At 41.6% G+C, this 13,703-nt stretch carries 13 protein-coding genes; 7 read left to right on the top strand and 6 right to left on the bottom strand.

Annotation, left to right across the window (positions count from 1 at the left end):
* Positions 1 to 34 precede the first annotated feature (34 nt).
* Positions 35 to 607 carry a Uma2 family endonuclease gene (locus tag H6G59_RS19055; RefSeq protein WP_190717180.1) on the bottom strand — a complete coding sequence of 191 codons (573 nt, stop codon included), beginning with the start codon at positions 605 to 607 and terminating at the stop codon, positions 35 to 37.
* A gap of 61 nt (positions 608 to 668) precedes the next feature.
* Here H6G59_RS19055 and thiL point away from each other — a divergent pair, with 61 nt between their 5' ends.
* The gene (gene thiL, locus H6G59_RS19050; RefSeq protein WP_190717266.1) at positions 669 to 1,712 is read left to right on the top strand and encodes a thiamine-phosphate kinase; all 1,044 of its coding nucleotides are present in this window, start codon (positions 669 to 671) and stop codon (positions 1,710 to 1,712) included.
* A 105-nt stretch (positions 1,713 to 1,817) separates the two neighbouring features.
* On the opposite strand, the gene H6G59_RS19045 is transcribed toward thiL, so the two are convergent.
* Positions 1,818 to 2,831, bottom strand: a complete 1,014-nt coding sequence (locus tag H6G59_RS19045; protein ID WP_190717178.1) for a type I glyceraldehyde-3-phosphate dehydrogenase — start codon at positions 2,829 to 2,831, stop codon at positions 1,818 to 1,820.
* 116 nt (positions 2,832 to 2,947) lie between these two features.
* Positions 2,948 to 3,574 (bottom strand): nicotinate (nicotinamide) nucleotide adenylyltransferase, encoded by a 627-nt coding sequence (gene nadD / locus H6G59_RS19040; RefSeq protein ID WP_190717176.1) that lies wholly within the window; start codon positions 3,572 to 3,574, stop codon positions 2,948 to 2,950.
* A 473-nt stretch (positions 3,575 to 4,047) separates the two neighbouring features.
* Here nadD and murC point away from each other — a divergent pair, with 473 nt between their 5' ends.
* From murC to H6G59_RS19020, 4 genes are all read left to right on the top strand, one after another.
* Positions 4,048 to 5,508: a UDP-N-acetylmuramate--L-alanine ligase gene (gene murC / locus H6G59_RS19035; protein WP_190717174.1), complete on the top strand. Its 1,461-nt coding sequence runs from the start codon at positions 4,048 to 4,050 to the stop codon at positions 5,506 to 5,508.
* Positions 5,509 to 5,634: 126 nt separating this feature from the next.
* Entirely contained in the window at positions 5,635 to 6,633 is a 999-nt protein-coding gene (gene murB / locus H6G59_RS19030) for a UDP-N-acetylmuramate dehydrogenase (protein ID WP_190717172.1), read from the top strand.
* Positions 6,634 to 6,780: 147 nt separating this feature from the next.
* Positions 6,781 to 7,131 (top strand): YbaB/EbfC family nucleoid-associated protein, encoded by a 351-nt coding sequence (locus tag H6G59_RS19025; RefSeq protein ID WP_190717170.1) that lies wholly within the window; start codon positions 6,781 to 6,783, stop codon positions 7,129 to 7,131.
* 87 nt (positions 7,132 to 7,218) lie between these two features.
* Positions 7,219 to 7,698, top strand: a complete 480-nt coding sequence (locus H6G59_RS19020; RefSeq protein ID WP_190717168.1) for a low molecular weight protein-tyrosine-phosphatase — start codon at positions 7,219 to 7,221, stop codon at positions 7,696 to 7,698.
* 73 nt (positions 7,699 to 7,771) lie between these two features.
* Here H6G59_RS19020 and H6G59_RS19015 read toward each other — a convergent pair whose 3' ends face one another.
* Positions 7,772 to 8,449: a response regulator transcription factor gene (locus tag H6G59_RS19015; RefSeq protein WP_190717264.1), complete on the bottom strand. Its 678-nt coding sequence runs from the start codon at positions 8,447 to 8,449 to the stop codon at positions 7,772 to 7,774.
* 582 nt (positions 8,450 to 9,031) lie between these two features.
* On the opposite strand from H6G59_RS19015, the gene smpB reads away from it, so the two are divergent.
* Complete coding sequence (smpB, locus tag H6G59_RS19010; RefSeq protein ID WP_190717166.1) at positions 9,032 to 9,499, top strand: SsrA-binding protein SmpB; 468 nt, start codon at positions 9,032 to 9,034, stop codon at positions 9,497 to 9,499.
* Between the two features lie 177 nt (positions 9,500 to 9,676).
* Positions 9,677 to 9,955 (top strand): WGxxGxxG family protein, encoded by a 279-nt coding sequence (locus tag H6G59_RS19005; protein WP_190717164.1) that lies wholly within the window; start codon positions 9,677 to 9,679, stop codon positions 9,953 to 9,955.
* Positions 9,956 to 10,187: 232 nt separating this feature from the next.
* Here H6G59_RS19005 and H6G59_RS19000 read toward each other — a convergent pair whose 3' ends face one another.
* Both H6G59_RS19000 and H6G59_RS18995 read right to left on the bottom strand, forming a co-directional pair.
* The gene (locus tag H6G59_RS19000; RefSeq protein ID WP_190717162.1) at positions 10,188 to 11,603 is read right to left on the bottom strand and encodes an IctB family putative bicarbonate transporter; all 1,416 of its coding nucleotides are present in this window, start codon (positions 11,601 to 11,603) and stop codon (positions 10,188 to 10,190) included.
* Between the two features lie 244 nt (positions 11,604 to 11,847).
* Positions 11,848 to 13,392 carry a GAF domain-containing sensor histidine kinase gene (locus H6G59_RS18995; RefSeq protein WP_190717160.1) on the bottom strand — a complete coding sequence of 515 codons (1,545 nt, stop codon included), beginning with the start codon at positions 13,390 to 13,392 and terminating at the stop codon, positions 11,848 to 11,850.
* Positions 13,393 to 13,703: the final 311 nt, after the last annotated feature.

The raw sequence follows: 13,703 nt of genomic DNA, 5'->3' as shown, positions 1-13,703 counted from the left end.
TTTCTGTGGTACTCTAACCTAGTATTTACACTAACTACGCCAAATTACCCGCATTGAAAACCTGCTCAACTGTAATATTCAATTCTGTAAAAGTCTGCGATATAATTTTTTGATTCACAGTAAAAACCGTTTCTTCATAAAGTCCATCTTCCAACAGCAATACAGAAATCTTAGATTCTAAAGGATCTACAATCCAATATTCAGGAATTTCTAAAGCAGCATATTCAGAACGTTTCTGGCGATAATCTCTTTTTACTGACTCTGGGCTTACTACTTCTACGGTTAATAATGGTGGTGATTGAAATACCGCTGATGAGTTGGCCAATTCTTTTGCTTGTTCCAACGTCACTACAGATAAATCAGTTAAGCGAGATTTCTTTTTCCCTGTTCTGACTCCAGTTTCTCGAAAACACAACCAAGGTAAAATCAAACGCTGAATTTCAGCATCTAGAATTTTTTCGAGAAATTTGACAATCAAAAAATGTTCAATTTTTGGTGGGTTCATCAGTTCCAACTTACCATTTACCAATTCATACTTAAAATCAGTACCATCATCATAATTTAAGTATTCCTCAAAGGTAAAATCTTTTACTAATGTTGTTACCATCTCAACAGCCTCCTAGATGATACTTTTATTTTAGTTTGTAAAGTAATGCGTAAATTTTATGATGAATAGTGATTTATCTTGCCTACAAGTAAAAGATATTGGTGAACAAGGTCTTTTAGAAAGATTACAACGCTTCTGTCCACCAGATGTAATTGGAGATGATGCCGCAGTATTAACCACTAACCCAAATCAATCTTTGGTAGTAACAACAGATATGCTCGTTAATGGTGTGCATTTTAGTGATGTTACCACCTCTCCCGAAGATGCAGGTTGGCGGGCGGCGGCGGCGAATTTATCAGATTTAGCCGCAATGGGTGCTTTTCCCTTGGGGATCACCGTTGGACTGGGTTTACCTGGGGATGTCAGCGTTAATTGGGTAGAAAGACTATATCAGGGAATGACAGAATGCTTGCAAAAGTATCATGTGCCTATAGTTGGTGGTGATATTGTGCGATCGCCCATCACCACTTTAGCAATTACCGCCTTTGGTGAAGCTACACCCGATTTCATTATCCGTCGTTCCGCTGCACAGATAGGAGATGCGATCGTTGTCACAGGCATTCACGGAGCCTCCCGTGCAGGCTTAGAACTACTCTTACACCCGGAAATAGGGCAAAACATCAAAACTGAAGAAAAGGCAGCTTTAATCACAGCCCACCAGCGTCCCAACCCACGTTTAGATGTTATACCCATACTCAGGGCAATCTTAAAATCACAATCTAAAATCCAAAATCCAAAATCTAAAATTGCCGTTGCTGGTATGGATAGCAGTGACGGTTTAGCAGATGCTGTGCTACAAATCTGCCGAGCCAGTCGTGTCGGTGCTGTGCTGGAATATAGCCAAATCACCATTCCCAAAGCCTTTGAAAAATGGCTAACCGCAGAACAAGGGCGAGAATATACCCTTTATGGTGGAGAAGACTTTGAATTAGTGCTGTGTTTACCCCAAGATACAGCAGAGACTTTGGTAAAACAACTCAGCACAGGTGCAGCCATTATTGGCACAATCACACCAGGTTTGACAGTCTTATTGCATGATCAAGAGCAAAAATTACGTGACCAAATTCTCACCCTCAACCAAGGATTTAAACATTTTACCAAGTAGGGGCGGGGTTTTCCCGCCCTTTTCCGTCGTCAAGATTTTAGGAGTTAGTTATTACTGTCACCAAAACAGTGCTGAGTACAACTGACTCTACCCCCAATCAGATAACTATGCCCACTTCGCAGCTACTAATTCCGCCAAATCTAGAACTCGTTGGCTATAACCCCACTCATTGTCATACCATGCCATAACTTTGATCATGTCATTGCCCATAACCAAAGTTAAGCTGGCATCAACAATAGAAGATTCATCAGTACCTTGATAATCAGATGAAACTAGTTGCAGTTCGGTGTATCCTAAAATGCCTTTGAGATCACCTTCAGCCGCATCTTTCAACGCTTGGTTAACTTCTTCAGTAATAGTACGCTTCTCAACCTGAACCACGAAGTCTACCATTGACACGTTGGGAGTGGGTACACGCAAAGCAACACCATTCAGCTTGCCTTTTAGCTCTGGAATTACCAGCGCTACTGCCTTTGCCGCACCAGTAGAGGTAGGTACAATGTTGATAGCAGCCGCTCTTGCCCGACGTAAATCACGGTGAGAAGCGTCTAGCAACCGCTGGTCACCAGTGTAGCTGTGGGTAGTGGTCATCGAGCCTTTAATGATGCCAAATTTATCATTTAACACCTTGGCAATAGGAGCCAAACAGTTCGTAGTACAGCTGGCGTTACTGATGATGTTGTGGATGTTGTGGTCATAATCATGATGATTCACACCCATCACAAAAGTGCCATCTTCGTTTTTACCAGGGGCTGTAATCAGAACCTTTTTGGCTCCAGCATTTACGTGTCTCATTGCCCCTTCTTTGCTGGTAAAAACACCAGTTGATTCAATAATCAGGTCAATGTCCCACTCTTTCCAGGGCAAGTTATCTGGGTTGCGATCAGATACGCATTTAATCGTCTTACCGTTAACGGTGATGGAGTTATCATCAGCACTAATGTCAACACCCGTTAACTTCCCTAGCATCGAGTCATATCGTAGCAGGTGAGCATTGGTTCTGGGATCTGATGTGTCATTGATAGCAACAAGATCTATGTTGCTATTTTCTCTACCCACCCAGCAGCGTGCAAAGTTCCGTCCAATGCGCCCAAAACCGTTGATTGCAACTCTAATCACAGTATCTTGCCCTCTGTATATATGCCTATAAGTTGATATCGTTGACCCCAATCATATCGCAAAGGGGGGGAGTGTTTATAACCATAAAGTGTTAGATCTAAAAAAAAACACATAATTTATTCAGGATTATGCGAGTAAAGGTTGTGAGTGGCGATGTACGATCTCACCGATTCCGGTACTAAATCAATGATTGAATGGCTTTGGTAACAAAGTTCACGGATTATACTTGACGAAACCTTAACTAAGGGTGTATTCAGTAATTGCCAGTTGATGGTGTGAGACTGCTTTCTAACTTGTTCCTCAACTTGCTTGCAGATTAACTCACTTTGAGCTATAGTCTCACCACCTAGTAGTCGGGGTGCGATTAACCAATCGCACATTTGTGCTAATTCATGTCCACGATACCAACGGGGTAAAGTTTGGAAAGCATCCAAACCTATAATCCAATACCAATGAGTATTTGGGTAACAAGCAGATAAATCGATCAGGGTGTTAATAGCATAGGATCTCCCAGAGCGTTCTCTATCAATTAGTGAAACAGTAAACGCTGCGTTATTCCTTGTGGCTAGTTGCAGCATTACTACTCGATGCTCAAACAAAGCCGCTTGTTTATGAGGAGGATGTCTTGATGGCACCCAAATTACCTGTTCTAGGTGTACTTGAGATAAGGCTGTTTCAGCTACAAGCAAGTGTCCCCAATGAATTGGGTCAAATGTGCCACCAAAAATTGCTAGTCGTTGCATCCAGTCCAGGGATTGGGTTAAAGGCAGCAGAAAGGCTGAAAAGCTTTTTTACCGGGACTACTCCATTGAGTAAATGAACTTCTTGCTCTAGGAGTTGAATAATATTTTCACTGTCAATGTACTATTGTAGTCAATTCATGGTGAGGCTTGATGCACTTTCTCATCGGTTTCACAGACCTTAGCACTTCCGTAACTATTTCCAGTAAAACAATCAAAAATATGTATTTAAGATTACAAGATTTTTTTTCCCGATGTAGCCCCAATTTTCAGAATAGTCATAAGAAGATATTAAAAATAGAAAAAATCTCTTATGAGGGTAATATCTTTCTGAATAAGCAAAAACAAACTAAAAAATTAACCCTTTATTCAGGTAGGAACATCTTACAAGGACAGTATCAGTAAAAATCAAAATCCTGTTATGATACGCGTGTCATTTGTGATGATTGTGTGGTGTGGTGTAAGAGGAATAAAAAATGAGTAATTCTATAGATTTTAGCGGTAGACCATTTCATTTCATTGGGATTGGTGGGATTGGAATGTCTGCCCTGGCTCATGTTTTGGCAAAACGTCAATTACCAGTATCCGGTTCTGATCTGCGTCCTAACCAAATAACCCGCAAGTTAGAATCTCTCGGCGCTCACATTTTTAGTAGACAAGAAGCCAGCAATCTTGAATTCTTTCTGCCTCAAGTATCGGCTAATGGAGTATCGTTAAATTCCCAAGAACAATTGTCTGATGACAAGACAATACTTCCTCAAGTAATTTGTTCCACAGCTATTAACAACAATAATTTGGAATACAAAGCAGCCTTAGAATTGGGTTGCCCAATTTTACATCGTTCTGATGTCCTAGCTGCCTTGATTGCTGATTACCATAGTATTGCTGTAGCAGGAACTCACGGCAAAACTACAACAAGTAGCATGATTGGTTATATGCTCTTGCAAGCTGGTCTTGATCCTACCATTTTGGTAGGCGGTGAAGTCAACGCTTGGGAAGGAAATGCTCGACTAGGCGCAAGTCAGTATCTGGTAGCTGAGGCAGATGAATCAGATGGTTCTCTGGTCAAACACGCTCCAGAAATTGGGATTATCACTAATATTGAACTTGATCACCCTGACCATTACGACACATTAGAGGAAGTGATTGACACTTTCCAAAAATTTGCCCAAGGTTGCAAAACTTTAATAGGTAGCATTGATTGTGCCACAGTGCGCGATAGCTTGAAGCCAACCATCAGTTATAGCTTAAATCCAGATACCAACGCTGACTACACCGTCACCAACATTGACTATCGCGCTGATGGTACAACAGCACTCGTTTGGGAACAAGGTAAAGCATTAGGTGTATTAAATGTGCGCCTCTTGAGTCGGCATAACCTCAGCAATGCTCTGGCAGCAGTAGCTGTTGGACGTTTACTCGGTTTAGAATTCGGGGAAATTGCCAAAGGTATCGCCACCTTTGAAGGTGCAAGACGGCGCTTTGAATTCCGGGGGGAAGCAGCTGGTATTACCTTTATTGATGACTATGCCCATCACCCTAGTGAGATTCGTGCTACTCTAGCCGCAGCACGTCTCCAAGCCAGACCAGGACAGAGAGTAGTCGCCATCTTTCAACCCCATCGTTATAGTCGGACACTGACATTTTTAGAAGAATTTGCCGAATCCTTTACCCATGCTGATTTAGTAGTCCTAACTGACATTTACAGTGCAGGTGAACCCGATTTAGGACAGATTAGCGGTGAACAACTGGCAGCCGAAATTGCCAAGCAGCACCAGCAGGTAATTTATAAACAATCTTTATCCTCAGTGTGCGAGTTCTTGTTGTCAACACTGCGTCCTGGCGACTTGGCATTGTTTCTTGGTGCCGGTAATTTAAATCAGGCGATTCCTGAAGTCATTGCCACACTTGGTGAACTGGCTACAGCCACATCCTAAGTGAAGCCAAATTGCTAGGTTTTGTTTTGTGAGTCCATTCTCTATCTAGCAATGGTTTCTTAGTTAAAGTTATTACCGGATCTGATCGGTAAATAAATGTCATAGAAATTACCAATAAAAGCAACGATGACAATCTCCCAGGCAATTGGAAACGTCTGTACTATTTCTGCTTTGACTACCAAGAAACAGGAAACAATTAAGGCGGTCGATAGTAAAGTAATTTACTTACCCGGCACTGATTGTGCTATCAAGCCTCAGGCTTCTTTATCAGCGTTTACTTCCTACAGAGTTGGGGGCGGGGCTGAATGGTACGTTGCCCCTCGCAACTTAGAAGCGCTACAAGCTAGTATTGAGTATGCTCAAGAACTGTCTTTACCAGTAACTATATTGGGAGCAGGTTCTAACTTATTAGTCAGTGATCAAGGAATACCCGGTTTAGTTATTGCTACTCGTCATTTCCGCTCTAAGCACTTCGACCCACAAACAGGTCAATTAACCGTTGCAGCCGGAGAATCTATTCCCAGCTTGGCATGGGAAGCAGCAGATTTAGGATGGGAAGGCTTAGAATGGGCTGTTGGTATTCCCGGAACCGTTGGGGGTGCTGTTGTTATGAATGCAGGAGCGCATAATAGCTGTATCGCAGATATGTTAGTTAGCGCTGAAGTACTCTCACCCGATGGTACATTAGAAACTCTCACCCCATCTGAATTAGGCTATAAATACCGAACTTCTTTATTGCAAGGCGGCAAACGTATAGTCACGCAAGCTACCTTTCAACTCCAACCAGGTGCAGATCCAGCAACAGTTATAGCCACAACCAAACAACACAAACAGCATCGGCTTAGTACCCAACCTTACAATTTTCCTAGTTGTGGTAGTGTGTTCCGCAATCCTAAACCTTACACAGCTGGGTGGTTGATTGAACAAGCTGGTTTAAAAGGCTATCAAATCGGTGGAGCGCAAGTAGCACTACTTCATGCCAATTTTATCGTTAATCGTGGTGGGGCTAAAGCCAGCGATATCTTCTGTCTCATTAGGCATATTCAACGTGAGGTAGAAGAACGTTGGTCAATTTGGTTAGAACCAGAAGTGAAAATGATCGGCGAGTTTCAACCTGTTTGCTGATAACTGAAAGGTGACAGTGGGATGGGGTGATGGGGTGATGGGGAGTTAATAACCCAATTACCAATAACCCATTACCCATTACCAATTACCGACCACATCTATAATTGAATTTGATTTGTTATTCCCCGCACAAGTGAACAATTAATTATGACATCAGGAAAAGGACAGGGCTTTGGTTTTGGTTTAGGAAAAATGAAAGAACTGGCTGACGCTTTCAAAAAAGCCCAGCAAGTTCAGGAAGGTGCAAAACTTCTCCAGGAACAATTGGAGCAAATGGAGATCCAAGGAGAATCGGGTGGTGGTCTAGTTAAGGTGATTGTCAGTGGCAACCAAGAACCTAAGCGGGTAGAAATTGCCCCAGAAGCTTTGGGAGAAGGTGCGGAAGTACTTTCTGATCTTTTGACAGCAGCCATGAAAGATGCCTACAACAAGTCCACTACCACCATGCGGGAACGTATGGAAGAATTAACCAGTGGACTGGAACTGCCTGGATTTTAGTCATTAGTCATTAGTCATTAGTTCAGTGGTCAGTTGTCACTAGCAACAACAACTGACATCTGACAAGTGGCACGCAAAGCAAAATTTATGCCTTACAAGTTACTATTTGTCTGCCTGGGTAATATTTGTCGCTCGCCCTCGGCAGAAAATATTATGAATCATCTGATTGAGCAGACTGATTTGGGCGCTACTATTCATTGTGATTCTGCTGGTACTTCTAGCTATCACATTGGTAGTCCACCTGACCGGCGCATGAGTGCTGCGGCCTCTACAAAGTTGGGAATTAAACTACGTGGTCAAGCTCGCCAATTTGAAAAGTCAGACTTTCAAGAGTTTGATTTGATTTTGGCGATGGATAAAGACAATTTTGAAAATATCCTCGCTGTTGACCGTTCAGGGCAATATCACCATAAAGTTCGCTTAATGTGTGATTTTTGCTCTAGACATACACTCAAAGAAGTTCCCGACCCCTATTATGGCGGCTCAGAGGGATTCAATCAAGTTATTGACTTACTGCTTGATGCTTGCGAAGGTCTACTGGACTATGTTAAAAGTCAACAACTTTAGGGAATAGGAGTCAGGAGTCAGGAGGCAGAAGAAAGATGAAATTATCCCTCATTTTCTCCTGCTACCCTGTAATTTATTCCACCAGACCATGCTTCATGGCAAAACGCACGAGTTCGGCTCGGTTGCTGGTTGAAGTTTTTCTCAATAAACTGCTGACGTATTTTTCTACCGTTCGCGCACTCAGGTGTAGCTGATGTCCCATTTCGGCATTAGATAAACCATGAGTCAGTAGTTCTAGGACTTCTTGTTCTCTGGTAGTCAGTGATGAGAGTAGTTGGGATGAATGGATTTGAGTAGACAGAGAATTATGTCCGTTTACTGTTTTTGTGAAGTTATCTAAATTGTCTTGATGAGAAAAACGGTACTCTGTTTGGATGATTTGCGATCGCTCTAACAAATTACGAATAGCTGCGGCTAATTCTTCTAGTTCAAAAGGCTTAGGCAAATATAAATCGCACCCTGATTGGTAGCCCAGAATTCTTTCTTGGGTTTTTGTTCGTGCTGTTAACAAAATTACGGGTAGTAACCTAAATTCTGTTTGTTGACGCACCCGACGCACCAGTTCATAGCCGTTCATCCTGGGCATGACAATATCTGTGACAATCAGATCAGGATGGTATTGGTCAACCATAGCCAAAGCCTCTTGACCGTCATCAGCCATGATCACCGAATAGCCAGACAGTTCAAGATAATCACTAATAGACAGACGAGTGCCCAGGTCGTCATCCACTACAAGGATCTTCAAGGGCATGGACAGTACACCCTTACCATTTTTGTTACTCAGCAATTTGCTTTTGTGAACACTATCAATAGACACTGGCAATATATAGTGTTCTTATGTTTCATAATATGACAGAATTACCTACTAATGACTGCCTTAAGAGTTATTTATAAAGAAAATCTTAAATTGTTTAGAAGTTTTTAGGACACTTGATGCAAATTAGACTCTCTGTGCTGACTAGTATTGCTTTCTCGGAATTAAAAATTGAAACTTAAAAAAGCCGTTTAAACCAGCTTTTCTATAATTGTTAATGGTTGGTTGACTTACTCCATGATGTACTCAGTAGTGAGAGTTTTGTAATTCGTCACAATTAACTGAGCATATGCAGCAATTCTTCCCCCATCAAAAAATTATTTTGATTATAATATATAAGCACGCATTTATAATGCTATAATAGAGGATCACGTTAAATGTAAGCTTGATTAGGCTCAAGCCCGTATTCAACTGAAAGATGCATCTTGAGTTTATTTACACTTAAAATTACTACCTCCATAGATTGATAGAAAAGTCTCAAGAAATTTTTAGGCATATTTAACACAAACAAGATTTTCAATGAGTGACAAAAACGAAGGTTATAAAGTTATCACCGACAATCGTCAAGCCCGTTATTTGTATGAAATCCTGGAAACCTACGAAGCTGGAATTCAGCTAACAGGAACAGAGGTCAAGTCAATCCGTGCGGGTAAAGTAAATCTCCAAGACGGTTATGCGTTGATTCGTAACGGTGAAGCATGGCTAATAAATGCACATATTTCACCGTACACCTCTAGTGGACAATATTTTAATCATGAACCGCGCCGTACACGTAAGTTATTGTTGCATCGCCAAGAACTTCGGAAGCTAATTGGTAAGGTAGAACAGCAGGGTTTAACCCTAGTCCCGTTGAAAATGTATCTTAAACGCGGCTGGGTAAAAGTGAGTATCGCCTTGGGTAAAGGCAAGAAACTTCACGACAAGCGAGAAGACCTCAAACGTCGTCAAGACCAGCGCGATATTCAACGGGCAATGAAAAACTATTGAGCGAAACTGTCAATCAAATACCACAGCGGACTGAGAAATGTCTTCCAGCAAAGAGAACATTATATATCCTCAGCCTGATTTGTGATGAAACCTAGTTTATAGCCGCAGGTTGATTTGGCTTATTGTGAGAATCGGTACAGTAGTGATTATCTGAGTAAAAGATGAGGCTTTCTGACCATGAAAAGTAATTTTACCAAAGCCGTTGGCGCTGGGGTTCTCACTTTGAGTATGGGGATTTTACCCTTAAGCTTTCTACCCGCACAAGCCCAAGTAACTCAACCTAGAACTGACACTGACCGCACTACGACTGTTTATGATCGCAACGATGTAGATTGGGGTTGGCTAGGATTGATTGGTCTATTAGGTCTAGCGGGTTTAGCGGGTAAAAAGCGTGAAAATGAACCAACCCGTTACCGAGACCCCAATACCCCAGGGGCCAGCACCTATAGAGACTAGTATCAATTTTGGATTTGGGATTTTAAATTGGGAATTGGGTATAGTGAGTGTGAGTTGGTTTTGGGAATTTGTCATCGCAGTACGACCTATCCCAATTGGGTATGAAAATAAAATAGTCAGTTGTCAGTAGAAAGATATTGACAACCAGACTTATCCGCAAATGAACATCAAATCCTCATACAGTATAGGCTGACATCAAACTTCCGAATAATTTTAATTTTACTCAAGAAAATCAGTTGGTTGCGGTTTCTGGGTTGGGTTGAGCAGTTTCTGGCGCTAAAGGTGTCCAGTAGCTGGCAATTAAGGCGACCATAAACCACCAGAGAGTATTAACGGCTGGACGATACCAGACAGTATCTACTGTGCCATGAGCGAGCATACCCAAAATAGTAGCGATCGCTCCCATTACCCAAAATCCCTCTATATTTCTAGATTGTCGCAACCGTTGCATTTGCATAAATGCGGCATTAATGGTGACAATTATTAACCACAGAAAACAAGCTAAACCCATAAAGCCAGTTTCTACAGCAATCTCCAGAAAAATCGAATATGCACTCAAAGCCGTAAATCGGGGTTGTTGGTAAAGGGGATAGACCTGATTAAAAGAATGGTGTCCCGGTCCAATACCAATAATTGGGCGATCGCGGATCATCTTAAAAACAGCATCCCAGACATTACGACGAAAATTATTACTACTATCTTGGCGGTCTGCAAATATACTGAGAAACCGCTGTTGTACTGGTTCAACAAAAATCACAGCCAGCACCAATACCCCAACTAAACCGCCGACAATAATTGGCAGTGACCAAGTACGCCAAAAAGGTGGCATTTCCACACTCCACCAATAAACTAGCAATGCCATCACAGTCAACAGTGCCACCAATAAACCAATCCAGCCGCCACGACTATAAGTGAGAACTAAGCAGGAAATATTAACAACAAACATCGTTACAGCTAAAGCTTTTCTAATCCAGCCGGTCCAAGCAAAAATAGCCACTAAGCTGAAAATCACGGCGGGTATCAGGTATCCTGCGAGTAAATTGGGATTGCCCAAATAACTGTAAACTCTTGTAGTTTGGGATAGAGGAGACTCAGGATCAACCCAAGTTGCCAAGGCTTTAGCGCCAAAAAACCATTGTCGGATGCCATATACGCCGACAATCAGTGATATATGTAAGTAAAGACTAATCAGCCAAGATCGGAATCGGGAAAACCTCAGCACCCTAGCGCATAAGGTAAAAAGTAACAAATAGAGTGTTAATGTTGCCAAGTCATTCAATGCTGCCTTTTTCACTGGTGATAAGGCTGTAGCGATCGCGGCTATACCCCAATAGAGTAATACCAACAGATGAATCGGAGTCACAGATGCTGGATTTCCAGAATTTTTTTCATCTGATAAAGTTAGCAGCACCCAGAATCCTATACAAGCCACCAACAATACCAGCATTAAACTACTGGACACAAAAGGTGCAAAACCATAGATGAGACTGAGAAGAGCCGCTGCTATTGTATCTCCCCACTGCATCAAAATACTAGTTTGCCGCCACGGACGCAAGATACCGACCAGAAACCGATGCAGGTAGCTGGTAGTCAAATATTCTTTCAGATGTAAAGAGGATAAAGTAAATCTTTGCCAGACTAAATTCATAGAAATGTTATGACCAATTAGCAGCTACAGCAATCCTAGCGGAGGTTGTGAACATTGTGTAGTTTGGCTTTTTATGCAGTAATTAACTGATCACGCTCATATACTAAGTCACCCAACATCCACTATTAAGATGTCTGTTCACAATTCCTGACGGATCGCTGGCTTTAATGATAATCCGGGTCGCCATACAAAGATCACCGTCAGGATGAACAATTGATTTGATCTTTGATACTCCCCTTGGTCATCAAATGTTATTCATTAATTGCGAAGAAGTTGCCGATTGCCGTGGCAAAGTAATCACATAACGATATCCTGAGTCTGGGGAACCTTGAATCGAAATTTGTCCTCCGTGCAGTTCTGCCAGTTGACAGCTAAGTAACAGACCTAGTTTCTCACGAGATAGATTACCAGCTAAAGTGGCTAAACTCTGATCAGAAGCGCCAACCAAAATTCTTAAGTGATCATTAATCAATTTTTGTGACTGTTCCCATATTCGGGGATAAGTCTCCTGATTTTCTAAATGAATATCATACTTTCCTGCCGAGCGTACCATTTCCAACATTGGCAAGGCCTCGACGTGCAAGTAAGGATCAATCTCGCTAATGCCATCTCCCAACCAAGGATGGGAAACCCAAACAGTAATACAGAGTGTATCTTCTTTATAAGCAACGTGAATACGAACAATACTACTTGTTGCAGAAAGTTGAATCACACTAAACATCAAGTGATACAGCATTTGCCGCACTTTGTCTTTATCCAAAGGCCAAATGCGATTGCGTCCTGGTTCTATAGATAAGCGAATATCTTGCTCACGGCGACCAGCTACTTCTGCTAGGGTATTAATAGCTTGTTGACACAGCATTTCCACATCGACAGGGACTAAGTTCAACTCATTTGAACTATCATCCATGATTCCTAGCTCAGTAATTTCATTGACTAAGGAAAGTAAGTAACGCCCACTGTTTTGGATAATCTCCAGATATTCCCGCTGCTTAATCGTTAAAGGCCCATAAATTTCCCGGCCCAGAACACCAGCCATCCCCAGTACAGATGTTAAAGGTGTACGTAACTCTTGAGTTAGCTGGCCTAAAAGTTCGAGTTTGAGTTGCTTAGTAGAATTAGAGCCTTGTTCTAAAATGGGTGGGGCAATTTTCAGATCTATTGTTTGGTCTTCTAAAAATGAAAAGCTAGGAGTTTTGCGGGTAGGACTTTTTTCTGATTTTCCTTGTAGCAATCGGTTGCGTTCAAATTCACTCATGCTCCAACGAGCAATAATTTGCAAAAACTCAATATCTCGCTCTGAAAAATTGCGAGGTTTGCGATCCATAACTGCCAATGCACCTAAGCAATACCCAGAAGCATCAATTAATGGCACTCCTAAGTAGGAGCGGATGCCATAATTCTGCACTAATTTGCTAGAAGCTATTTCTGTATCGTTAATATTTTTAGTATCATTAATTACTAAGACTCGTAATGTCTCTACCACTTGGGTGCAGAAGGAATCTCGGCGTAATAATTGACGGCTTTGTGCTAGATCATTCATTAGTCCTAATCTTGATAAGCCTACCGATGATTTGAACCAGTGGATTTCTTGATCTATAAATCCCAAAATGGAAATTTCTGCTTCCAGAAAGTGGGCAGCGGTTTGAGTAGCTTCTTCAAATACTGGAATTGTTTGGGGTTGCTTCAACCCTAATTCTGACAATATTTTGAGGCGTTGTTGTTCTTTAGTTGGTAAAGAATTCCAACCATCATTAGGGACAAATAATTTATGTTCATGCTCTACCATTGCCGCTGCTACCTTGATACTTCCTAGATACTGTAAGTTTTATAACCGCTGTGATGAGGTTACTAATTCCTATTTCTCAGCATTCCCAAATTTCACCTCCGATTAACAAATTTGGCAAAAATTTATTATTTATATCAAGTCCGGTTAATTGCTGATCAAAAAAACTCTCCGTATCTTCATGTAAGAGCGTCTGTGCGCGGTTCCCTAATCATAAGTATTTAACCGGACATAATATGAGTTATGGGAGACGGAGAAAAAGTAGCTAGGACTGATTAAGTAGGTCGGCATTAAAAATTGTCGTTCTTCTAAGG

The sequence above is a fragment of the Anabaena lutea FACHB-196 genome (assembly GCF_014698305.1).
Taxonomy (GTDB): Bacteria; Cyanobacteriota; Cyanobacteriia; order Cyanobacteriales; family Nostocaceae; genus Anabaena; species Anabaena lutea.
The sequence above is the reverse complement of the archived record's forward strand: the minus strand, read 5'-3'. Positions and strand labels throughout refer to the sequence as shown.